At 48.4% G+C, this 23,795-nt stretch carries 23 protein-coding genes and 1 pseudogene; 18 read left to right on the top strand and 6 right to left on the bottom strand.

The features are described from left to right. Window positions 1-107: 107 nt before the first annotated feature. The 4 genes and pseudogenes from E5161_RS06925 to E5161_RS06910 all read left to right on the top strand — a co-directional run bounded on the left by E5161_RS06925 (window position 108) and on the right by E5161_RS06910 (window position 4,965). Window positions 108-1,160, top strand: coding sequence for an SGNH/GDSL hydrolase family protein (locus E5161_RS06925; RefSeq protein WP_136777001.1), 1,053 nt, complete (start codon window positions 108-110; stop codon window positions 1,158-1,160). A gap of 36 nt (window positions 1,161-1,196) precedes the next feature. Then, window positions 1,197-1,919, top strand: coding sequence for an SGNH/GDSL hydrolase family protein (locus tag E5161_RS06920; protein ID WP_136777000.1), 723 nt, complete (start codon window positions 1,197-1,199; stop codon window positions 1,917-1,919). A 236-nt stretch (window positions 1,920-2,155) separates the two neighbouring features. Next, window positions 2,156-3,457: pseudogene (locus E5161_RS06915) on the top strand (glycoside hydrolase family 18 protein); the annotation flags it as partial. Between the two features lie 233 nt (window positions 3,458-3,690). Continuing rightward, a complete protein-coding gene (locus E5161_RS06910) occupies window positions 3,691-4,965 on the top strand; it encodes a serine hydrolase domain-containing protein (RefSeq protein WP_169306597.1) in 1,275 nt (424 codons plus the stop codon). A gap of 88 nt (window positions 4,966-5,053) precedes the next feature. Here E5161_RS06910 and E5161_RS06905 read toward each other — a convergent pair whose 3' ends face one another. Next, window positions 5,054-5,896: an alpha/beta hydrolase gene (locus E5161_RS06905; protein ID WP_136776997.1), complete on the bottom strand. Its 843-nt coding sequence runs from the start codon at window positions 5,894-5,896 to the stop codon at window positions 5,054-5,056. 138 nt (window positions 5,897-6,034) lie between these two features. Between E5161_RS06905 and E5161_RS06900 the strand changes: the two genes are divergently transcribed. Beyond that, the gene (locus tag E5161_RS06900; RefSeq protein WP_136776996.1) at window positions 6,035-6,745 is read left to right on the top strand and encodes a hypothetical protein; all 711 of its coding nucleotides are present in this window, start codon (window positions 6,035-6,037) and stop codon (window positions 6,743-6,745) included. Between the two features lie 223 nt (window positions 6,746-6,968). Here the strand turns inward: E5161_RS06900 and E5161_RS06895 are convergent, their stop codons facing one another. Next, window positions 6,969-7,889 carry an aldo/keto reductase gene (locus E5161_RS06895; RefSeq protein ID WP_136776995.1) on the bottom strand — a complete coding sequence of 307 codons (921 nt, stop codon included), beginning with the start codon at window positions 7,887-7,889 and terminating at the stop codon, window positions 6,969-6,971. 251 nt (window positions 7,890-8,140) lie between these two features. Between E5161_RS06895 and E5161_RS06890 the strand changes: the two genes are divergently transcribed. Both E5161_RS06890 and E5161_RS06885 read left to right on the top strand, forming a co-directional pair. Then, window positions 8,141-8,524, top strand: a complete 384-nt coding sequence (locus E5161_RS06890; RefSeq protein ID WP_136776994.1) for a DoxX family protein — start codon at window positions 8,141-8,143, stop codon at window positions 8,522-8,524. A 96-nt stretch (window positions 8,525-8,620) separates the two neighbouring features. Continuing rightward, window positions 8,621-9,037, top strand: coding sequence for a VOC family protein (locus E5161_RS06885; protein ID WP_136776993.1), 417 nt, complete (start codon window positions 8,621-8,623; stop codon window positions 9,035-9,037). Between the two features lie 299 nt (window positions 9,038-9,336). On the opposite strand, the gene pdxR is transcribed toward E5161_RS06885, so the two are convergent. Then, entirely contained in the window at window positions 9,337-10,761 is a 1,425-nt protein-coding gene (gene pdxR, locus E5161_RS06880) for a MocR-like pyridoxine biosynthesis transcription factor PdxR (protein ID WP_136776992.1), read from the bottom strand. Between the two features lie 125 nt (window positions 10,762-10,886). Between pdxR and E5161_RS06875 the strand changes: the two genes are divergently transcribed. Next, on the top strand, window positions 10,887-11,564 hold the full coding sequence (locus tag E5161_RS06875; RefSeq protein ID WP_136776991.1) for a hypothetical protein: 678 nt from the start codon (window positions 10,887-10,889) through the stop codon (window positions 11,562-11,564). Window positions 11,565-11,590: 26 nt separating this feature from the next. Next, on the top strand, window positions 11,591-12,022 hold the full coding sequence (locus tag E5161_RS06870) for a GNAT family N-acetyltransferase (RefSeq protein WP_136776990.1): 432 nt from the start codon (window positions 11,591-11,593) through the stop codon (window positions 12,020-12,022). A 31-nt stretch (window positions 12,023-12,053) separates the two neighbouring features. Here the strand turns inward: E5161_RS06870 and E5161_RS06865 are convergent, their stop codons facing one another. Then, a complete protein-coding gene (locus tag E5161_RS06865) occupies window positions 12,054-12,530 on the bottom strand; it encodes a C40 family peptidase (RefSeq protein ID WP_136776989.1) in 477 nt (158 codons plus the stop codon). Between the two features lie 401 nt (window positions 12,531-12,931). Between E5161_RS06865 and E5161_RS06860 the strand changes: the two genes are divergently transcribed. From E5161_RS06860 to E5161_RS06850, 3 genes are all read left to right on the top strand, one after another. Beyond that, entirely contained in the window at window positions 12,932-13,531 is a 600-nt protein-coding gene (locus E5161_RS06860; protein ID WP_136776988.1) for a class I SAM-dependent methyltransferase, read from the top strand. Window positions 13,532-13,594: 63 nt separating this feature from the next. Continuing rightward, a complete protein-coding gene (locus E5161_RS06855; protein ID WP_136776987.1) occupies window positions 13,595-14,242 on the top strand; it encodes a zinc dependent phospholipase C family protein in 648 nt (215 codons plus the stop codon). Between the two features lie 277 nt (window positions 14,243-14,519). Beyond that, entirely contained in the window at window positions 14,520-15,626 is a 1,107-nt protein-coding gene (locus E5161_RS06850) for a sensor histidine kinase (protein WP_136776986.1), read from the top strand. Between the two features lie 92 nt (window positions 15,627-15,718). Here the strand turns inward: E5161_RS06850 and E5161_RS06845 are convergent, their stop codons facing one another. Both E5161_RS06845 and E5161_RS06840 read right to left on the bottom strand, forming a co-directional pair. Further along, the gene (locus tag E5161_RS06845) at window positions 15,719-16,195 is read right to left on the bottom strand and encodes a hypothetical protein (protein WP_136776985.1); all 477 of its coding nucleotides are present in this window, start codon (window positions 16,193-16,195) and stop codon (window positions 15,719-15,721) included. Window positions 16,196-16,218: 23 nt separating this feature from the next. Then, window positions 16,219-17,106: a DMT family transporter gene (locus E5161_RS06840; RefSeq protein WP_246042137.1), complete on the bottom strand. Its 888-nt coding sequence runs from the start codon at window positions 17,104-17,106 to the stop codon at window positions 16,219-16,221. Between the two features lie 300 nt (window positions 17,107-17,406). Between E5161_RS06840 and E5161_RS06835 the strand changes: the two genes are divergently transcribed. The 6 genes from E5161_RS06835 (at window position 17,407) to E5161_RS21070 (ending at window position 23,630) form a co-directional block, all read left to right on the top strand. Next, window positions 17,407-17,958: a glutathione peroxidase gene (locus E5161_RS06835; protein WP_136776984.1), complete on the top strand. Its 552-nt coding sequence runs from the start codon at window positions 17,407-17,409 to the stop codon at window positions 17,956-17,958. A gap of 55 nt (window positions 17,959-18,013) precedes the next feature. Continuing rightward, complete coding sequence (locus E5161_RS06830) at window positions 18,014-18,817, top strand: protein kinase family protein (protein ID WP_136776983.1); 804 nt, start codon at window positions 18,014-18,016, stop codon at window positions 18,815-18,817. A 255-nt stretch (window positions 18,818-19,072) separates the two neighbouring features. Beyond that, a complete protein-coding gene (locus tag E5161_RS06825) occupies window positions 19,073-22,378 on the top strand; it encodes a family 10 glycosylhydrolase (RefSeq protein WP_136776982.1) in 3,306 nt (1,101 codons plus the stop codon). A gap of 275 nt (window positions 22,379-22,653) precedes the next feature. Beyond that, window positions 22,654-22,989: an NAD(P)/FAD-dependent oxidoreductase gene (locus E5161_RS06820; RefSeq protein WP_246042136.1), complete on the top strand. Its 336-nt coding sequence runs from the start codon at window positions 22,654-22,656 to the stop codon at window positions 22,987-22,989. A gap of 90 nt (window positions 22,990-23,079) precedes the next feature. Next, a complete protein-coding gene (locus E5161_RS21075) occupies window positions 23,080-23,229 on the top strand; it encodes a hypothetical protein (protein ID WP_246042135.1) in 150 nt (49 codons plus the stop codon). A gap of 164 nt (window positions 23,230-23,393) precedes the next feature. Then, window positions 23,394-23,630: a dihydrofolate reductase family protein gene (locus E5161_RS21070; RefSeq protein WP_342773845.1), complete on the top strand. Its 237-nt coding sequence runs from the start codon at window positions 23,394-23,396 to the stop codon at window positions 23,628-23,630. The last annotated feature ends 165 nt before the right edge of the window (window positions 23,631-23,795 follow it).

The raw sequence follows: 23,795 nt of genomic DNA, 5'->3' as shown, positions 1-23,795 counted from the left end.
AAGAGAAGAAGAAACCTGTTCGCGACGAGCACAAAATGACAGGATCGAAATTGTCGTGCATGGTAGCATGAATCAATGAGGAGCTGCAAAGAGGAGGGCGGCGTGCGATGAACCGGCTCGTCATGATTGTGAGTCTGAGTGTACTGGCATTGGGCATGCTGCTGATTTTGGCATTCGGAGTCTCCAGCCGCATGAGCAAAGAGCGATTTTTGGCTCCGGACGACGCCTCCTGGCTTTACACGAATGGACCATGGACAGCATCGGTGGATCCGTCTTTGGGAAAGGTCATGGTCGGAATGCTTACGGGTTCGCGGGCCAAAATCGAAACGAACAGCGGGCACGCGACGCTGAAACAACGGGGCAGCGGGGGAGAAATCCAAATTTCGATCGACGGAAAACTTGCCGTTACACATGCTGTTCCGAAGGATCAGTCGTGGCATTATCTTCCCATTTATGCGAACCTGACGGGATGGCACAAAATTGAAGTCGCCTTTTCAGCTTCCAATCATGAGATCGGTGGGATATACATCGACCGGCGTGCTGACGTGAGAAAGCCGATCGAACAAAAGAAAAAAATCGTCGTCACTGGTGCGAGTTACGCGGAAGGATGCTGCCTCGACAACAAAGGCTTCGTCTCGTTCTCTTCCTTGGTCGGCGATAAATTGGATATGGAAAGTTTAAATACGGGGATCGGACGAACGGACGTTAACGTCGGCGGCGAACAAAGCGGCTTAAGGCGGGTTCAAAGCGATGTGATTGCCTACAAGCCGGATTATGTCCTAGCGGTTTACGGTATCAATGCCATGCGGGATATCAATTCGGGCGCATCCTCTCATCGCGAATATCAGGCAGACTACGAGGCATATCTGAAGTCGATAACGGACGCCCTGCCGAACGCGCATGTGTTTGCCAGCGGGATTATATCCGTCAGGGGCATGACCGATGAGACGCTGGACCCATTCAATCAGGATATCAAGAACGCTTGCTCCCTCGTTGAACATTGCACCTTCATCGATTTGTCCGGCAAGTGGAATGACGACAACTACGCCAAATATCTTTCCCGTGACGGCATCCATCCGAGTGAGGAAGGATACCGATTCCTGGCCGATGAGTATTCCCGGGCGATAGCTTTAGTCATGAAAAAGCAGCAATCGCGCTAATAAAAGCGCGACAAATAAGAAGGGAGAGGATTTGAGATGAGAAAGATCACCGTTAGTTTGCTTACCGCAGCCGCTATTTTTTGTACCGTTCCATTCGCGTTCGCTAAAGAAAAGGAGCCTGAAGGGGTGCAAACCGTACATTATGTGGCGTTAGGGGACTCTATCGCGGCAGGGTATACGCCTTACGGAACGGTGGACCTCAGTTATGCGGACTTTGTAAAGGAACATCTGGAAAGATATCAAAATCAAGCGGTCGAATATCACAATTTTGCGGTCACGGGGTACACTTCCGAACAATTAAAAAACGATATTTTGCATAATGAAATGATCAGACAAGAAATCAAAGAAAGCACGATCGTCACGATCGACATTGGCGCCAACGATATGTTTCGCAAGCTACTGACGGACCCGTCCAAAGCTTATGAGGGCATCGCGGCTGCGAGTGTGAATTTGCAAACGATACTGAGCACGATCGATGGGTTGAACCCGAATGTAGATGTGTATGTCATGGGTTATTATAATCCGTTTGCTTATTATCCCGAACAAGTTCAAGCGTTTCTTGTGCCCCTGAATGACTCGCTGAACTCGGAAATCGAAAGTCGTACTCAGGCCAATGGTGATACGTATGTGCCCACCGGGAATCGAATCGATAAACACTATCAAAAATACATGCCGAATCCGGAAGATAACCATTTGAATGTAGAAGGATATAAAGTCATTGCGCAAGAATTTTGGAAAGCGATGAACAAGAATCGATAACCATTTCTAGGTAGGCAAGAGCTCATGTGAACAGGGCCGCAGGCCCGCTCAGCATGAGCTTTTTTTTTGGCAGGCAATGGAATGGGCGTTCCTCTTTAAACTAGAGTAGATTTGGAATAAAATAGAATTAGTGTAACCACTTCCCTTCTAACTCCTTCAGGAGGTGATGCCGATCGCAATGGAATTTCGGTTTCTTTGCTGTTTCGGAATGAACCAAAATGAGAGGAGATGACTGGATGATCCTGAAACCGACCACAATCCGGAAAAGAAGGAGTATCGTACTGATTCTCACTATGATTCTATCAATGTTACCGGTGTCTATTGCTGCGGCAAAAGGCGGTGAAAAACAAGATTACAAAATTGTCGGCTACTATACTTCTTGGAGCGCTTACTCCGGTTATCAGGCACTGGAAATTGACGCTAAGAAGCTCTCCCATATCAACTACGCGTTCGCGGATATTTGCTGGGATAATCAACATGGCAATCCGAATGCGGGGGCAACCTGGTCTTGCCAGGATGTCAACGGAGACATCTCTATGCCCAACGGCTCAATCGTGCTGGGCGACCCTTGGATAGACGTTCAGAAACCGAATGAAGGCGAGACTTGGTCGGATCCGATAAGGGGCAATTTCAGTCAATTGATGAAGCTGAAGCAGGCGAATCCGCACTTGCAAACGCTGATTTCCGTCGGAGGGTGGACTTGGTCGAACCGGTTTTCGGACGTCGCGGCCAGCGCGCAGACGAGGGAGCAATTCGCCGACTCGGCCGTGGACTTTTTGCGCAAATATCATTTCGACGGCGTCGATCTGGACTGGGAGTATCCGGTCGGTGGCGGGCTGGACGGCAACAGCGCACGGCCGGAAGACAAGCAGAATTATACCCTTCTGCTGCAGAACGTACGGAAAAAGCTGGATGCAGCCGGTAAGGCGGACGGTAAACATTACTTGTTGACCATCGCGAGCGGGGCTTCTCAGAGCTTTGTGAACCATACCGAGTTAAAGAAAATAGCAAAAGTGGTCGATTGGATCAACATCATGACCTACGACTTTAACGGCACATGGCAAAAGACAAGCGCTCATAATGCTCCGCTGTACGACGATCCTGCTGCAAAGGCGGCCGGAGTGAACAGCGGCAGCGTACACTCCGCGGTCAGGCAGCATCTGGGCGCGGGAGTGCCGGCGGGCAAGCTGGTGCTAGGCATGCCTTTCTACGGCCACGGGTGGGATGGGTGCCCGGCGCTGAATAACGGGGAATACCAGGTTTGTGCAGGCGGTTCGGCGGCAGCCGGATCCGTGAACTTCAGCGTTCTTCAGGACCAGTATATTAACAAGAACGGCTATACCCGTTACTGGAACGACAAATCCAAAGTTCCTTTCTTGTACAATCCAACCAACGGAACCTTCATCAGTTATGACGATGAACAATCTGTCGGCCACAAGACGGCCTACATCGCCTCCAACAAGCTGGCAGGCGCGATGTTCTGGGAGCTTGGCGGCGACCGCAACAACACGTTGCTCAGCAAACTGGCGGCCGATCTCTTATCGCAGAAAAAGCATGGCGGCCATGATGACGGCGACGAAGATCAGGATGAGTGAATAAGGTAAACACGAGCCTGAGACGGTTTGTCTCAGGCTTGTTCAACTAAAAACGTTTATTACCCTCTATCGGCCCTCTCTTGGTATATACTGGATAAGAAGTATAAGAAGAGGTGATTCCGTTGGTATAACTTATTCGCAGCCGGATATATATTGTTCATTTCATGGAGGGTACGATGAGCGACCATCAGCGGATCAAAGAAAAACTGAATCGTGTTTTGGCGGAGTTTGTGGAACAGGAACCGGTCACGGGGCTATCCGTGGGCATTATTTATGATAATAAGATGCTTTATGCCAAAGGTTTTGGTGTGAAAAACATCGAGACTGGTGAGGCAGTGAACGAAACAACTTTATATCATATGGCTTCGGTTTCAAAAACATTGGTAGCGGCGGGCATCATGCGACTGGTGGAGCTTGGCAAGATAACATTGGACGACTATGTTGTCGATCATCTCCCATACTTTACACTCTCGGACGGACAATATCGTAAAATCACAATCCGACAACTGTTGACGCATACTTCGGGCTTGCCGGACGAAGACGAATTTGAGTGGGATCGACCCCAGTATGATGAGCTCAGCCTGGAGCGATATGTGAAGAGCGTCAAGGACCGCCATTTGTTATGGGAACCAGGCACAAACTTTTATTACAGTAACATCGGCTATGAGATACTTGGGGACTTAATTGCGAAAGTAACAGGTGTATCTTTCGAGCAATACATGAGGGAAAATATTTTGCTGCCTTCTGGCATGCGCGATGGCACCTTCCTTAAGCAAGAGGCTTCGGACACTTCTTTGGCGACGCCTCATGTACTTGGCATAGAGAATGGGTACGGAGGCAGGGTCAGTGATGTATTTCCCTATAATCGCGCACATGGTCCAAGCTCTACCTTATATGCCAATGCCATAGACATGTGCAGTTACGCAATCGCTCAACTCAAACAGGAAGTTTTATCTGCGGATTGCTATGACTTGATGTGGAGAAAGTATGCCGATACCGGTTATGGGCCGGAGATGGAAGGTATCGGCCTGTCTTGGTTTCTTGGCGAGTACAAAGGACTCCGATTAGTATCCCACGCGGGCAGGGATACGGGATTTCGAAGCCATCTGGTGATACTGCCGGATAAGGGCATTGCCGTTTGTGTGATGACAAATTCGGACTATCAAGGACTCAAAGTTGTGTGGCAAAGTGTTTTGGATTTCCTTCTTGGCGAAGAGGTTCCATACATCAAGAAATCTCTTGCACATGACTTGGCAGGATGGACGATGTCACACGGCATCGAGGCGGCTGCGGAGAGGTTCCGCAGTATTCAGCCGTCTCAACTTGATCGTTATCTAGTGTCCGAGCCTGAGCTTCAATTTATCGCGGATACTTTGTTTGAAAGGGGGGCCAGGCAGGAATCGGAACAGTTACGGGAATTGTCGTATCGAATATTCGGTGAACAACATTAGTCATTCATGTTGAACCAAACCCTAAAAGAAATATCGCGCTAAATAATAGAACCGAGCCTGAGACGATACGTCCCAGGCTCGTATTCTTTCATCGGATCGCTTGCAGCCAGCCTCCCATGATCGAGAGTGCCTTTTCTGTCTTTACGATTGAGTCGTGATTTTGGCCGTCAATGATTCGGACTTCAGCCTTGCAAAATTTATTGTACAGCGGTTTATACGCTTCGGCGTCGAATACTTCATCATCAGCTCCCACGATCACGAAGGTGGGTTGGGTCAACTGTGACAAATACTTTCCGTAGTTATTCCCGACCATGCGCGACATGGCGAGCCGATAGCTGAGACGGCACGATTCCGTCCCATGTAATTGATCAACCGGAGTGTGTCTACGGTATACCACTGCGTGGTTTAAGCGTCGTATGCCAAGTGCATTGAGCAACATTAAAGAAAGATATTTGGGGATGCTCACATTGGATTCATTTCCGGATCCGCCTTTACGGTCAAGCGGCGCATTGGGGCTGAGTGCAGGTGAAATCAGGAGATAGGCATCGATGTCCTGATGAATCGGACGTATCGTTTGTCGGAGCGCAGTTGCCCCTCCCGCAGAATGGCCTCCGAATAGGATCCGCGCACCGGGATGTCGTTGCTGAACAAAGCGGAAGAGGTCTTCCAAATCATCGTCAAACTGTCCTATGTAGTCAATATCGCCGCGTCGAATAGGGAGATCGCCATACCCGCGCAAATCGGGAAGGTATACGGTGGCTTGCCTCTGACCGGATACATATTGGCCTAATTCCCTTAAGTAGAGGCTGGGTTCCGTAATGCCATGTATAAAAATAAGTACGACATCCGAGGGGCCTTCAAAGAACCGGTATGGAAGATGTGCGCCATCTCGAGCGGTATAAGTCTGAAAGTCTCCAGGGTAAGTATTCATAACGGTGCCCCCACTTGATATTCGACCCCTATATGTATATATCTTACAAAAGTTATACAACAATTAACAACATCAATTTCCAGGTAACTGGAACATAACTTTCTCAAAACGCGTCAAAAGAAAAGGAGGTGTCTTCGTGTGAAAATTAAAATGCTGTCCGCTTTGATTGCACTGATCGCCCTATGCGGCTGCTCCCGCATGCCTACAAATCCGATTAAAGGAAACGCCGTGATTGACTGGGTTGATTTCATCAAGCTGAATGGGAATTCGTATTACGCATCTTGGGAAATGGTCATTCAGAATCCGAATTTGGTGACTCATGAGGTTGTCGGTGAAGTGAAGTTCAAAGTCGCGGATGTCGTCACGAATCCGGGGTATATAACGAAGGACGGGGACGCCGCATTTTTGGAAATAGGGACTAAACTGTATCGCGTTGAAGGTTATGAGGTAAATGAAATGATTGCCGCTAAAGATGAAACGCGCATTGGCGGATATCGCTTATTCTTGGAAGATGGCTTTGCCCCAAAAGTGCGGCGCAGCTACAAAGATGTACCCAAAGATAAAGTGGAGAAAATTGAGCTTTATCAACTAGAGGAAACAACCCCATATAAAACTTTGGCCGGTGGTGACAAAGAGCGATTTATTCAGTTGCTGGATAGCGGGAAAGACACCCCCAATTACACTCCGCAGAATCGTGAACGCGATCCGACGTACTATCACATGGTTTTTTATACCGGTGAGCCGATTGCCAATGCATTCACAATTGCCGATGATGGTACAAATGTGTTTTTTTCGCCTTGGGATACCCGAATTGTCGACCCCCAAATTAGGATGCTGCTTCAGCCTTAAAGGAACGGAGTGAGCTTATGTCAAAGACACAAATGTTCATTATCCTTGCGTTGTGCCTCGCGGCAGTTTTATTTTTTGGCTATGAGCTCGCCAAGCCGGCAGACGCGCCGCCAACTCCCACGCCAGTCCCAAGCGCAACGCCCTCTGTCACGCCGGCCCATTCATAAAGTAAACGCGGGAAATAGAAAAAGAGACACCCGAGGAGTGTCTCTTTATCTCAATTCTATTCGCGCCAAGCCTGTGGATGATCGGTTTTCACAATGTCCAATTCCGCCGCCTTGGCGTTCGCTTCGACCTGCTCCGGACTTTTACAGCCGGGAATGACGCATGTGACAGCGGGATGCTGTAAGCACCAGGCTAATGCCCATGACGCCATGTCAACACCTTCTGGCAGCTCATTTTGCCTAATCCGTTCTACTTCACGCAGTTTCTCGTCGATCTCTTCCCGTTTGTGTCCCTTCCTGACGTTGTCGTCGAAGGTGGCGCCGGGCTTGTATTTTCCGCTCAAGTAACCGCTCGCCAGCGGCACCCTGGCCAAAACTCCGAGATCCTGCTCCATGCACGAAGGAAACACCCGCTCTTCTGCCTTACGGTCCAATCGGTTGTATACCACCTGAATGGCTCCGACATTCAACTCGGTGGCCTTAGCCGTTTGGTGGAGGTTGTCATTGCTGCCGATCGAGATGCCAAGGTGACGAATTTTACCGGCCTGAAGCTGCTTGTCGAGCATGGTCCAAAGAGCATCGTTGTCGAAGACTTCATCCGAGCCCGAATGGAACTGGTATAAGTCGATATAATCGGTACGAAGCGCTTTCAAAGATTCTTCAAGCTGTTGCCGAACTTGATCGACTTCCCAGGCGTGTCCCCAGCTTTCTTGGTACGAGTGTCCGAACTTGGACGCGACCACCCAATCCTCCCGGCGATCTCGCGACAAATAATTGCCGATGAAGCTCTCGGACATGTGATGAGGCCCATAGCACTCCGCCGTATCGATCAGGTTAATGCCGAGCTCTTTGGCTTTGGCCAGAACCACATCCGCCTCTTGCTGGTTGAAGTCTTTGCCCCAAGCACCGCCGAACTGCCACGTTCCGACTCCCACAACCGAAACTTTCAGATCCGTTTTCCCCAAGCGTCTGTACTTCACCCTCGTCACCTCTCCGCATAATCGTTTCACAAATATCATAAGACTCTGTTCGCTCAAAAACAAACCGGGTGTTTTCGCTGAAACCGATGATGGCCCAAGGAGGCTACCGAAATCCAATCAACACTTTAATGAACGAATAGGAACCTGCATTGCACTGTCTTTAAATATCGTTTCAAACTGACCCTTCAAGGAGGGTCAGATTTATTTTAAGGTGATATCAAGAACAAACAACACAAAAGGAGTGTTTGACAATGAAATGGACGGTACGGATTCTGCAAGGTTTATTGGTGTTGGATTTTCTGTTTGCCGGAGCTTCGAAGCTCTTCTCGGCTTCCGATCAAATCAGGGAGATGTTTACCGACAAGCTGGGTACGCCGGTGGCCTTGATCTACACTGTCGGAGTGTTCGAAACGCTGGCCGCGCTCATTCTTATCGCCGGTTTCCGCAGTCAGAAGGCGGCGGCAGCATCGCTCATCGTAATGATCGCCATCATGATCGGTGCGACCGTGACAAACCTTGCCGCAGGCCGCGTGGCGGATGCCGCGTTTCCACTGGTAACCTTGGTGTTTGTCGTTGTCCTCCTGTATCTGAAGCGTGATGCGCTCAAGAGCCTACGTCTTACATCTGTCTTTTAAATATTTAACAAAACTGACCCTCCATGAAAGGTCACAATTATTTTAAATTGATCATAGTAAATAAAGTAAGTTGAGAGGAAGGAGGTGACCTGAGCGATGGCTTACAAATCGAACTATACATACGTAAACTTGCCGGTGAAAGATTTGAACCGTACGAAGGAATTTTTCAGCAGCATCGGCTTCGAATTCAATCCCCAGTTCTCCGACGAAAAAGCGGCCTGCTTGGTGATCAATGACAATACGTTCGTTCAGCTGATTGTTGAGTCGTATTTCCAAACGTTCATCAACAAGCCGATTGCTGATGTCGCCAGCGCCGCTGGAGGGATTATCGCACTCTCCGCCGACAGCAGGGAGCATGTTGACCAACTGGCGGATAAGGCATTGACCGCCGGAGGCAAGCAGTCCAAAGAACCGGCGGACCACGGCTTCATGTACGTCAGAAATTTCGAGGACCTGGACGGACATCTTTGGGAAATCGCATATATGGACATGAGCGCTTTCTCTCAGGAGTAAAATCGAACAAAGGTATGTTTAAAGGCTAAGTGGTGCTTCCACTTAGCCTTTTATAATTGGAGCTCATTCAAACGATGATCTGTCTTTAAATGTTGTTCGAAACTGACCATCGATGGAGGGTCAGTTTTATTTTATTGTAATCATAGCGAATGAAATATACTTTGAGGAAAGGGTGAGCAATACGATGCTGTGGCACACGTACACCTATGCACTGGAGAAAAATTACGAACAGAAGTTACGAGAATTCGATCGAGAGTCAAAACTGACTCTGCAGGGGGATGGTCTACCTTCGAGCATTTTTACGACCAAGCGCCTGCCCAAGCTTTTTTCAACCTTAAAATACCTTCTTCCATGGCGCTTTCCTTCATACCCGCAAATCCGAGATAAATCTCCGGAAACTCCGGCTCAACCCAATTGATCCACGACTGCTGGAAATCATACACCTTCACTCCGTATTCAGCGGCCAATCTTAGCAATTCTTCGACAGTCAAACGGGTTTTCAGCTCCATTCGGATGTGAAGCCCGGCGCTGTGTCCCGTTATTTCAACATGGTTGGAAAAATGAGTCTTGATGAGCTCCAACAAACGTTGATGCTTCCTCCGGTACGTGTTGCGCATTCTCCGAATATGACGATACCAATGCCCCTCTTCGATCCACGACGTCATCGCCCATTGTTCGACACGCGATGGGGCGTTAAGCATGTGAAGAAGTTCCGGCAGCCTTTGAGCCAATTCCAACGGCAGGACTGTATAGTTCATCCGGATGGCGGGGGTGAACACTTTGGAGAAGGTGCCCATGTAAATCACCCTGCCGGTGCGGTCAAGACTCTGAAGCGAGGGAATCGGTTTGCCGAAGTACCGGAATTCCCCGTCATAATCATCTTCGATAATATAGGCTTCGGCGGATTTGGCCCATTCGAGCAAATATTCTCTCTCAGCGTAAGGCATAATCGCCCCAGTCGGAAGCTGGTGCGATGGCGTAACATAGACGGCCTGGGCTCCGCTCGCTTCCAGGGCTTCCAGCGACATCCCTTTCGCACCGACGGGGATGGGGAGCACATGAAATCCGTTCAAGATGAACAATTCCCTGACCTGATCGTACCCGGGTTCCTCATGGGCGATCCTGTGAATACCTTTCAGGAGATGGGTAATCAGGCCGAAACTGTACGCAAAGCCCGAGCCGATGACGACCTGTTCCGGTGAGCAGACGACGCCCCGTGATTTCCTCAAATAATCGGCCAGTACGACGCGCAGAGCATATTCCCCTTGGGGATTGCCGTATTTGCCGATGTCGGCCGAATGATTCTCGATGGCTTCATGGAGGGTTTTTCGCCACATGCGGACAGGAAACATGTCAATGTCCACGCCGACAGGCCTAAAGTCGATCTGGATTTCCGGAGCGGCGGAGGATGGCGTCCGAGGATATTGCGCACCTCCTAGTTGCTGCAAGTCAACGGAATGATCCGAAGTCGTCCTATTTTCATGCGGGTTGACCGCAAATAGTCCGGATCGCGGCTTGCTGACGATGTAGCCTTCGGACAATAGCATTTGAAACGCGGTTTCGATGGGGGTTTTACTAATGTTCAACTGCTGCTGCAGCGACCGGGTAGAAGGCAGGCGGGTGCCGTTCCGAATGACACCGCTTCGAATGTGGTTCCGGATTTGCGTATAGAGCTGAAGATAGAGAGGGTTGCCTGATGAATCTGACAGGAGGATCTCGAACATCGGAGGATCACTGCCTTTGAAAAGAGATAAAAACCGATTCCTTGCAAGCTGTCAGATTTATTATAAGGCACATGAAGGAATTGGAAAACCGATAACGAAAGTTGATCTATAATGGGGGGAGCAAAGTGCTCAATAGGATTGACGCTGCAATACAAAATAACGTCATTTGGTGTGACTTGGTTTGCCAATCCCATGGAGTAGCTGGCAAAACTTCGGGCCACTTGTGGGGGGTACTTTCGAATGCTCCTCCTTATTATCCGGATATGATTACGCTGAACAAAAATATGACAGTTCAAGAAATACAGGACTTCATTGGAAGCAGAGAAATCCGTGCCATTAAAGATAGTTTTGCGAATGTGGAATTAACACCACTCGGCTTTAAACTGCTGTTTTCCGCAGAGTGGATCTATCACGCCCCTATTCACCTCGATGAAAACACCTCATCTGCATGGCGGGTCGTTACGACGGAACACGAATTAGAAAAGTGGAATTTGGCGCACGCTTCCGAAAATGTCATAAAACCAAGCCTTTTGAACCGAGATGACGTGAGAATCTTCATTCAAAATGAAGGAGACGGTATATCGGGATTTATAGCGAATTTAGGAGCAGATACAATGGGCATATCAAATGTGTTCTCTGCGCAAGGAGTGGATAAGCAACTGTGGGCAGACATCATCAAAGCAGCCTCACTTGAATTTCCGGGGGTGCCCATGGTGGGATATGAGCACGGTAAAGACTTAGAGATGGCCCTTCTTGCCGGATGGCAATCACTTGGTCCCCTTCGTGTTTGGTCAAATTCATGAAACCTGGCCTAGAAGGAGACATGGTCATGTATCAAGAGATTATTATAAATCTCCCAATAGAACCCGACGAAGTTCCAGCTTTAAGAGAACAGGTGGGGTGGGATGGTCGACACTCTGATTATCCGACTTTATTTGACCGTTGTAATTTTTGGGCTGGACTTAGGGATGAACACAACGTGCTTATTGCATTTGGTTATATAGCAGGAATGGGATTGCAACACGGATACATGGAAGATATAATCGTGCATCCGGCACATCAGAGAAAAGGAATTGGTCAAGCCCTAGTGAAGAGACTACTTCTCGAGGCAGAACGTATTGGGATTGAGATCGTAACACTGACATACGATTCAATACATCACGAGTTTTATCAAAATTGTGGATTCCTTCCTTGCTCAGGAGGAGTGTGGAGAAAAAATATTAAGAGCTTAATTTTGAAGGCTGCTAATTCGGACGAATAGCAGCCTTCAATTAGTTTAATGAGCAGATTGATCATCTAATCACACGACGTGCGGTTACATATTTTGATTTCCAGTAACTCGTTTTAATGCTCGAAATCGTAACCCCTCGAGAGCTTGAGGCGTGCAGCATTTTACCGTTTCCGGCGTAGATTCCGACATGGCTGATACCTTTCCCGCTTGTGTTATAAAAAATAAGATCACCGGTGCTTATGTAACCTTTGGTTACTTTTTTGCCCATACGGGCCTGTGCTGTTGAACTGCGCGGGATGGACAAGCCCATTTTTTTATAAACAAATTGTGTAAACGAGGAGCAATCAAATACAGAAGACTTACCGCTCGGTGCGCCAAACCGATACGGCACACCTAAATATTTTTTACCAGTGCTCACGAGTTTGATAGTTTTAGCTGTTGCCGCTTCCACCGAAGCGGGTGCGATTGCGGTGCCAAATCCTATGGATGCAATTACAGCGGTAATTGAGACATGTTTGAAGAACTTCGAAATGCGCATGCTCATTCCTCCGATGATGTTTTATTTTCCAAGCAAGCATAACACATTGAGGGGTTTCACTAATTTTCCAAAAAGAACGAAAATCACGCAGGAAAAGCGAAAAATACGCTTTCTAAAAAATCTGTTATAAACCTCTCATCACCGTTTGAGAAGATATTCATACAAGAGTTGAGAAGGTGACTTGGTAAATTTATGTAACTTTTTATTTCGCCATAGCGTATCCATTTTAAAGGGGGCGATCAAGATGAATCTCTATTTTCGGGATAATTTCTTCAATGCCGGTGAGGGAAGCCGAATCGCATTTTTCAATAAAAAATTTACATACTCATGGGCATGAATGCGATCCAGAAAAGGCAGCGTACGGCGGCATCAACCTAGTATACTGATGGGGGCATGAGAAAGTGGATCCGATTATTAAAAAATTTGAGAAGCAAGCCGACAAGTATGACAAAAAAAGAGAGCGGTTTGAATTCGGCGTTCACCGTAGGCGGCTTCTGAGTTCAGCCAGGGGAAAAGTATTAGAGCTAGGAATAGGAGCAGGAAGTAATTTGCCTTTTTATCCGACTGAAGTGGAGTTAACAGCGGTAGATTTCAGCCCGTCTATGCTGGAAAAGGCAAAAGACGCGAATGATCGACTTTATGGTTTAAATGCGGAATTTATTCAGGGGGATGTCGACTCTCTGCTTCTGAATGACCAAGCATTCGATACTGTTGTTTCAACTTTGACATTATGTGCCTACAGGGATCCGAACAAGGTGCTTCACAACATGAACCGCTGGTGCAAGCCCGGGGGCCAAATCCTGTTGATGGAGCATGGAACGAGTTCAAACAAAGCGATTTCAATTGCCCAGACGGCACTGGATCCAATTGCTTATGCAATTTTCGGCTGTCACCATAACCGGGACATAATGAAGCTTTTAGCTGAGTCCCCAATTAAAGTGAAGAAATCGGAGCGCTACATGTCCGGAATCCTTCACTTAATGTGGTGCAGTCCAAGGTGAGCTCAATTTCAATCTATAACATTACGAAACAATAAAGGGAATTGTTAAAGTGAGGGAACGATTATGCCTTTGCCTATGGTACATATGAGTATAACTCAAAGCATTTTTAAACAAAAAGGCTTAGAACCAGATCCAATATTCCTATTGGGAAGTATCTCACCAGATGCTATTCACATGCGAGAAAACACGACTAGGGCGGACAAAAAGAAAACACATTTCGACTTCAACGATGATTACACGGTGGAAGATCTTTTTTACAGTAAGATGAGTCATTTTGTTGATTCTATTCCCGACAATCAGGAATGGAGCATGTTCGCCAAAGGATATATGTCGCACGTTTTGACTGATTTAATCTGGTCTCATACAGTTTATCGCGACTTCGAAAGTCAAACGGCAAATAAACAGATTGATAATATCCGCACTTTATATTATATGGAAACCGACCAAATCGATTTTAATTTATTTCGGAACGAAGATTGGAGGGCGCAAGCATGGGGGTCTCTGCACAGTTGCCCATCCATTCCGGTTCCTGAGATGCTTTCGGAAGATGAAGTCGAGAAGTGGAAGCATAGAGTCCTTGATTGGTACAACGATACTTCTAAAGAACCTCACATCCAACCTCAATATATCACTGAAAGTTCAGTACGAACTTTTATAAACGATGCAGCAAGTCGTCTAATCCATTTATTTGAGCGTGCAGGGTATCTGTAACATGTTATCCTGGGCGTTTCATCGGACCATCGTATGTAACGAAAGATGCTTCAGGTTGAGGTCTAAATCACGAAAAGGCGGGTGGGAAAAATGAGTGAGTACGGTTGGTTTATTATCATACTTATTTTGTTCATTCCTGTTATCTACCGACTTAACAGGCGAATAAGTCGCCTCGAGGATGAGGTAACGAGGCTTAAAGATCTCTCTAAGCAGTAAAATTACGAGAAGGCGCTCCTATTCTTCCAATGGGCCGTCTTCAGCGTTTCTTCTCGGATGTATGGGAGCATTGCTGGTCAAATGGTTTAAAGGCAAAGGATGGCCTTATAAGAAGAAAGCGATTATATCGGTTTTCTCCATCATTTCTTTGCAGGTAATCTGCATCATTACCTTCGGAGCCTTGCCCAGAGATTATTATTTGACCTCGGTCGCTCCTTTCAGCTATCCGGCTACTCTGCTAATGAGTTTGTTTTTTGTGTTTATTATCAGTGAATTCTATAAAGAACAGCTTCTCAGCCAGAAGCTTCGGAAGATGAACCTCATTCTCCGTCGGCAGACCAAAGAGCTGCGCACCGCCAAATCTGAGCTGGCGGAGCAAGCAGCCCAACTGCTCACGGCATCCAAATACAAATCAGAGTTTATCGCTAACATATCTCATGAATTAAGAACTCCACTCAACAGTATCATTCTGCTATCCCAAATGATTAAAGAAAATGAAGAAGGCTCTTACAAGGAGCAGGAAGTTAGCTATGCGGGCGGCATCCATTCATCGGGCCAAGACCTTCTGAGTATTATTAACGATATCCTAGACCTCTCGAAGGTTGAAGCAGGCAAGATGGAGTTGAATACGGAATGGGCTTCCCTGGATGACCTATTTGAAGGCATCATGTACGAATTTGAACCTATAGCGAGGCACAAGGGACTGCATTTTGAGATCATAACAAGTCCTGGCCTTCCCAACGGGGTCATGACGGATGTGCTGAGAGTCCGCCAAATTCTTCGAAATCTTCTGATGAATGCCTTTAAGTTTACCGAAAAAGGAAGCGTCTGTCTCGAAGTGGCTGCCGCTGACGATAGGTTGATCTTCACCGTGACCGACACCGGCATCGGAATCAGCGCGGATAAGCACCAGGATATTTTCGAAGCGTTTCGCCAGGAAGAGGGGGCCGTGAATCGAAAATATGGAGGTACCGGTCTCGGTCTTTCCGTCAGTTTGCAGTTGGCGAAATTGCTTGGCGGCACGGTTACGGTCGATAGCAGGAAAGGCGTGGGAAGCCGATTCTCTCTGATTATCCCAGTACACTCGCCCCTTCATGCTGATGAATCGGGCTCGAAAGAATCGAACGCCGTGACAGCAAATCATGATCTTGCAGCCTCCGTAACGTGAGGACGCGGATTGAACGATAACGGGTACTTCCAAATCATTCATTTATGTCAAAAGAATTGGGTTAGGCTGGAGGGTAACAGAGAAAGCAACAATTACGAGCGTTGGAAACCTTCTTCTTCGAGATACTCCTTTGCTTCCACGTACGTATCGAAAGTCGCATCCAGGTTCAATCCGGAGAAAATGTACCACATTTGATCCTCGTCTTCGAATTTGAGTTCAAGTATTTGTCCCTTGCCGTTTTTCCATCTTTCTTCCTTGGCTTGTCCTGTTGGTGCAGGTGTACCGGCTCCGGAGAAGCTAAGCGAACGGATTGAACGTTCGATCAAGGAGCGAAGCTCCTCGGCTGTAAATTCCCGTATATTCACAAGGCCTTTGTCATCTGAATGGATATCATGTAATTCACCGGCGTAGACATATCCGTTGCCGTTCGGGTGGAAATGATAAATGACTGTTTTTTTATCGGTGGCGCTTTGATCATAATGGTAATTTACGCGTCCAAGAGACACGTCCTTGCGTTGCAATTCGGGGAACGAATCCGCAATGGCAAGCTTCTCTTCAAAACTCAACATAGTGGGGCCTCCTTTTCATGAATTCATGCGTCTTGCAGGCGGGGGCGGTTCACGAAATATATGCTTATAAGGATAAGGACGAGACCCACCAGCAAGGAAACGGTAAATGGTTCGTGAAGGAACAGCGTTCCTGCGAGAATCGCCACAAGCGGGATGAGAAAGGTGTACGACGCAACCTTACTCGCTTCCCCGCCCTCCATCAGCTTATAGAAGACTAGCCAGCCGATGGCGATAACGAAAACCGAAATGAAAAGCAAGGTCCCCGTGAAAGACGGCGTCCAACGCACTTCGACCCAGCTTTCCGTCCGGGTGCCAAGTGCCGTCATAAATAAACCGCCGATCGTCAACTGAAGCGTGACGAGCCAGATATGATCCACCCTCGGCCCGGTTTTTTTGATGTAAATCGTGCCGAGCGCCCAACTGAGCGCGGATCCGAGCGCAAGCAGGATGCCCGCGGCGGAGACATGACCGGACAAACCGCCCGATCCGCCGCAAATGACTCCTACACCTACAAATCCCAGCACGAGTCCCGCAATTTTAAGCACGTTCATCGACTCGCCCAACCACATCCAGGAGAAAATGCCGACTAGTACGGGTTGAAGGAACACGATCGCGGAGAACAGTCCCGAGGGCAGGTATTCCAATCCGACCGTCTGCAGCCCATAATACAGCACGACGTTCACCAAAGCTGAGATTAGATAAACCGGCCAGGTCGCACGGAACTGCAGTCGGCGGGCTCTTGGAAGAGCGGCGGGTAGCAGCAGGAGACCGCCTAGCAAAGTGCGCGTGCCTGAGAATAGTACGGGTGGCATATAAGACAACGCGTATTTGGTTAACGGCCAGTTGATTCCCCATACGAGGACCAGGAACGAGATCATTAGTGCAGTGCGTATGTTTGGCGATTTCTTCACTCTCATGCCTTCTTGCTGTCTGAAATAGGCGAACATGGGTTATGATACGCTTCTTTCGGACGGCCTTCAATATAAATCGAAGGATGAAAGTGAGCGCTTTGCAAATATTCTATATTTCAACATCTCTTATTGTTCTAATTACGATAAAAGCGGCTACTGATCCTTCATATAGTGGTTACTGATTGAATGTTATTTCTATATTGTCATAACCTATCAAGATCATATTTATTATATATTAGACCAATAATGGTTACTATCCATATAATGTTTTTATAACAAGAACGAGGAGGGCAAAATCTGATGTCTATTTATGATTTTCAAGTGAACTCAATTAGCGGTAAGCCAGTGGAATTGTCAATTTACCGTGGAAAAGTTCTCCTTATCGTCAACACTGCTAGTAGGTGCAGCTATTCTCGCCAATTCACTGATCTTCAAAAGCTTTACGAAAGTCACCATGAGCAGGAGTTTGAAATACTTGGTTTTCCTTGTAATCAATTCAACGAGAAAGAACCAGGGGGAAACTCTGAAGTTCATGATTATTGTGTGAGCAATTTCGGAGTGAAGTTTCCGTTATTTGAGAAAGTTGAGGTTAGGGGATCGGCTGCTCATCCGTTATTTCAATATCTAACGCAGCAAGCACCATTTCAAGGTTTCAATACTCAGACCTCCGACGGTCAATGGATGCAGAATTTTCTGCAGGAAAAGTATCCGGACATATACGTCGGTGACGGGATCAAGTGGAATTTCTCAAAGTTTTTGATCGATCGGAACGGCCATGTATTTGATAGATACGAAACTACGACGGAACCATTTGATATAGAGTCAGTTATTGAATCACTTCTTTTAAAGTGAACATATTCTGTTTGGTGATTAGACTAGCGGAGAACGATTATTTAGAGGTGAAAAAATGGGGATATCCAAAGAGATCTTACAATCATTTATGCTTTTCGGAGATCCTGTACAATTAAGTGGTGGACAGAATACATCAATAAAGGTCGGCAACGCTGTAATAAAACCTGTGGATAACAAAGAGCAAACAGAATGGGTGTCGAATGTCATTTACAATCTGGATCCTCAGGGATACAGGGTATCAAAGCCTATCAGAAGTATTTTCGGTACTTTTGTACATAATGGATGGGCTTGCACGCAATATGAGCCAGGGAAGGATACGATGGGGCGAGTAAAAGAAAAGCTTCTTGTATCGAGATTATTTCATCGCGACCTTGCCGCAGTACGGTTTCATGACTTTCCTTATCATGTCAACCCTTGGTCCAAGGGGCACCGTATAGCATGGCAAAGCGATAAATTACCAATGGATATACCCAATGTAGCAAAAGAAATTATAAGTGATTTACTCTGCAAGGTGAGTCTGAAAAGACAATATAAGGTGCAGCTCGTTCATGGTGATTTGTCGGGTAATATTCTTTTTGACCAAGTTTTGTCACCTTTAATCATTGATTTTTCCCCAACAATTGCCCCGGTGGAATATGCGGAAGCCATCTTAGTTTGTGATTGCATTGCTTGGCAAGGAAGCGGCCTTTCGGAGATCGAGATGCTTCCAACCGATGAATTTTATAAAGAAATGATTATTCGAGCCATTATTTTTCGTTTGGCGGTTTCAGCTATTTTTGCCAAAGGAAATAATGATCAATTATTTATCAGTCAGTATCGGGCATTCAAGCCTATTATCGAGTATATCAAGTTGGATTGAACTATAACTGGAATTTCTTAAACTCGTTTATCTACGGGCGCTTTCTAACCCACTAAGCGCGATTTTTGCCGAAAGTCTGGGGCTGAAGCCTCTTCCTGTCAATGACTCATTGGGTCGTGAGTTACTTTTTTTCGAAATAAAAATTCATTATAGTATAAATTGTTTGAAATAATGTTTCATAAAATAAAGGGGTGAGTCTACAACAACCGGTTGTGAAGGGACGAGGCATTCATTTTAACGAAGGAAGTGGTCATAATGCTGTACGAACGAACAGCAGGAAGAAAAGCAACGACGATCCTAATGGCAGCGATCCTGTTTGTCGGCACTTTCTTATTCTCTTTTGGAAGCGCTTTACCACATGCGAATGCGGCGCCTGCGTCCGTACAAACCGTCGAAACTTTTGAATCGCTCGCCCTTGTAGCTCCGTCTTCCGCCAATGCGGTTTCAGTGAAGCTGGAATCGATCAGCCGGCCGGAGCCGGTGCCATATGGGTTTTATGCAGCGAAGCTGTCCTATGACTTCACAGGAACAACTGGCACCTCCGCGGCTTATCTGAACTTCAGAGACCCGGGCGGAGCAGCTGGAAGAACGCTGCAAGGCGTACCGAAAAAGCTCGGCGTATGGGTGTATGGAGATGCGGCCAACCATTGGCTGCGGGCTCAAGTTCAGGATGGCGCCGGAGCCAAAACGGCCATCGATTTCACTTCCTCGACGGGTCTGAACTGGTCCGGCTGGAAGTACGTTACGGCCAATCTTCCGGCGGGCATGGTCGGTCCGGTCAAGCTGAACCAGATTTACGTAGCGGAGACCAAAGATAACAACAAAAACAAAGGAGCGCTCTACTTCGACCAAGTAAGCGCGTTTAACAGCGACACCACTGTTTACGGTCTCGACTTGGCCGGACTGCCGCCGATGAAAGCCGGCACTTCCGCTCAGGCCAAAGTATTCGCCACTTATCTCGGCTCCGTTGAACCTGTTCCAGTTACGAGCGGTGTCACCTTCCAAAGCAGCAACGAGCAGGCAGCAACGGTCGACGCTTCGGGAACCGTGAGAGCCTTGCAACCGGGCATGGCGACCATTACAGCTACATATGGTGATGCACCTGTGTCTTCCCAACTGCTGATCGTTTCGGAGGAAACACCGATCCCTCAGCGTTTGGAATTGCAGGCAAGAGTCAAATTGGAGAAGGGCAGCAGCGACCGCATTAAAGTATTCGCCGCTTATGCAGGTTTGACCGAACCCGTCTCCATCCTCACCGGCATCCAATATCAAAGCAGCAGCCCTGCTGTTGCCTCCGTGGATGCGAACGGGGTCGTGACAACCGGCCAAGTCGGTCAAACGACGATTACCGCTTCCTACAATGGCGCTTCCGCAACGTATGCACTGACGGTCACCGAACCGGTACCGGTATTGCAGAAAATCGAGCTGCCCGGTCTGAAAGCGATGACGATCGGCGACATACAGCAGGTCCGGGTGCTCGGCACTTATACCTGGCTTCCTGAGCCGGTCGCCGTAACAAGCGGAGTTGCTTTTACGAGCAGTGTGCCTTCGGTCGCTTCGGTCAGTTCGTCCGGCTTGATCACGGCACTGGCCGTGGGTACTGCCAGAATCACGGCGACTTATGAAGGCAAAACAGCCGATTACTACTTGGCGGTAAACAAGGCAGCGACAGTTCCGAAGAGAGAGCTTCGCGCCGCTTGGATCGCCAGCGTGGATAATGTGGATTGGCCGGTGAAAGGCGTCGTCACCGCCGAGCAGCAAAAACAAGACTTTATCGCCATGCTGGACGAATTGAAGAATGCCGGCATTAACGCGGTGATCGTGCAGATCAAGCCGACGGCCGACGCCTTCTATCCGTCGCAGTATGGTCCGTGGTCGGAGTGGCTGACGGGCGAACAAGGCAAAGATCCCGGCTATAATCCGCTTGCCTTCATGCTTGAGGAAGTCCACAAACGGAATATGGAATTCCACGCCTGGTTCAATCCGTACCGGATCAGCCTCCAGGATCGGCTGGATAAACTCGTACCGGATCATCCTGCGCGTCAGCATCCGGATTGGGTTGTCAGCTACGGCGGCAGACTGTATTTCAACCCCGGCATTCCGGAAGCGCAGGAATTCATTAAAGCCGGCATCATGGAAGTGGTCAAGAATTACGATATCGACGCGGTGCATTTTGACGATTACTTCTATCCGTATCCGGTTGCAGGCGTCGATTTCCCGGATGAAGCCACTTACCGGAAATACGGTTCAGGACTTGCCAATAAAGCCGATTGGCGCCGTGAGAACGTGAATACCTTCATCCGCAGTGTCAGCGAATCCATCAAACATGAAAAAAGCTATGTGAAATTCGGCATCAGTCCTTTCGGCATCTGGAAGAACAAGTCTCAAGATCCGGCCGGCTCGGAGACGAACGGGCTCAGCAGCTACGACGCCATTTATGCGGATTCGAAGAAATGGGTCGAACAGGAATGGATTGATTACATTACACCGCAGATCTACTGGTATATGGGGTATTCACCGGCGGCATACGATAAGCTGCTGGAATGGTGGAGCCAGGTCACGCAGGGAACCAACGTTCAGTTGTACAGCGGTAAAGCCGCCTACCGGATCGGTTCCGCGGAAGCGTGGCTGAACCCGGATGAGATGCCGAATCAGATCTCGTACGACCGCAACTTCGAACAGGTAAAGGGCAGCATATATTTCAGCACTCAATCTATTCTGGCCAATCTGCTCGGTTTTACGGACCGTTTAAAGAACGAATTTTATCGATATCCGGCGTTGGTGCCGGCGATGCCGCATTTGGATGCCGTTGCTCCGGATGCGCCCGCACTTAAAAAGGCAATTCGTAAAACGGCCGGCGTGGAAATCGTTTGGGAACATGCGGCGGCCAGCGATACGGCTTACTACGCCGTATACCGGTTTGACGCCGAGTCGCCGGTCAACACGGATGATGCAACCAAGCTGCTCGCCACGGTAAGGAAAAATACCGATTCGCGTCAAACGTATATCGATCAATCGGCAGCGGAAGGCGGCAGCTATACCTATGTTGTTACCGCTGTCGACAGAATCCACAACGAGAGCGCTCCGAGCAATCCGATCACCCTGACGAATACGCTCGACACAATCCCGCCGGTGATTCAGTTCACAGGGGCCCGCGCTTATACGATTGATGAGACGGTACTCGTCACCTGTACGGCAACCGATGAAGGAACCGGGCTGGTGAACAATCCTTGCGAATTTCCGCTGGTTCATACTCCGGCATATCATCTGCAGGCAGGCGTGCATGATGTAACGGTCACCGCGGAAGACGAAACCGGCAATAAAACGACGGCAACGGCGACGTATTCGGTTGAGGCAACGCGCGACAGCCTCTCTGTCCTCACGGAACGGTTCGTGCAAGAGTCGGGGGGCGAAGGTATCGTCAACTCGCTGTTGAAGAAACTCGAACACAAAAACTATGAAGCTTACATCCATGAACTTGAGGCACTCGCCGGCAAAAAGCTGACCGAGGAGCATGCCGCTGTGCTGATCCGATTTGCCAAGGCACTCGCAGTAGGTTAACCGAATACAACGCGAACACCCCGTCCCGCGCTGATGCGCAGTGACGGGGTGTTTCAATTGTAGACCGCCTCTGCGCATAGGCGGATCAGATCCACTGCTTATTTGAGTAAACTGTGCGGTTCGCTCAACTAAAGTGCAAAATTACTCAACAAACTGGCACGAAAGAACGGCTGATTAAACGGGCTCATGCAAGGTTTCTCATTCGTTCGTTTCCAATGTCACAAATCAGAGCCTTACATTGTTATATGTGCAAAACGTAAAAGAGCTGAGGAAAAATGAACGACTTGACATGCATTATCATCGGAGGCGGTCATGCAGGGCTTGCCGCGCTCAAAGCGATAAAGGATGAGACCCGGGGCATGGCGAACGGACGGCGGATTCGGTTTGTTCTGTTCGACAAGCAGTCCGGTCATGTGCGCAAAGTGTTGTTGTTCCGGCCTGCTGTGGGCGGGGAAGAAATTATGATTCCCTGGACGCATTGGTTTCCAGAAGGAGTCGAATTCGTGCAAGGTACGGTTACGTCCGTGGATAGCGGGGAAAAACGGATTCGATATAAGGATGCGCAAGGAAATGATGCCCGAATTCATTATGACCTCTTCACTACCGCGTGATCGTCTCGGGCCCGGACTGTGCACATTAGCAATTCATGAGAAACCGGGCCTGCTTTTGGATGATAAAATGTAGACAAAAGGAGGCTGCATATGGGACGTGTAATCCTGATGATGAATGTGACACTGGACGGTTGCTGTGACCACACGCAGGTGATTGCGGATGAGGAGCTCCACCAGTATACGGTGGACCTGATGGACCAGTCCGATGGTCTGCTTTTGGACGCGAAATCTACCAGCTGATGGAAAGTGCTTGGCCAGCCATTGCCAGCAGCGGCGACGGACCTCAATTCATGGTCGACTTCGCACGCAAGCTCGATCGGAAACCCAAGTACGTCTTCTCGCGGACGCTGGATCACGTGTCGTGGCAGAACTCTTTCTTGTTGAAGGGGCCTGTTTCCGAGGAGGTGCCACAGCTTACGGCAGAAGGGAAGAACCTAGTCGTTAACGGCGGTCCCGGCCTCGGTTCCACCCTGGCACAACTAGGCTTGGTGGATGAGTATCACTTCCTCGTACAGCCAATCGTTGCCGGACGTGGCCCCCAATTATTGGGGGGAGTTCGTGATCGACTGAATCTGAAGCTGAGCGGGACCAAATCCTTCGGCTCCGGCGTCGTGCTGCTCCGCTATACGCCCGTTCGTTGACTGCTGCGAAGGAAACAGACAACCCTACATCAGTTTGTTAAGCTCCCTCGATATGATTTGGTTTTCTCACTCAAGCTCATGAATTCGCAGGATTTCACCTTTAGATTAGCGTGAGAATAAGAAGGAAACGGAGGAGCCGGTAGCCTGGAACGCTTAGAGGGCATG

This window comes from Cohnella pontilimi (assembly GCF_005049045.1).
Lineage (GTDB): Bacteria > Bacillota > Bacilli > Paenibacillales > Paenibacillaceae > Cohnella > Cohnella pontilimi.
Note: the sequence above shows the minus strand (reverse complement) of the source record. Positions and strands in the feature narration are given on the sequence as shown.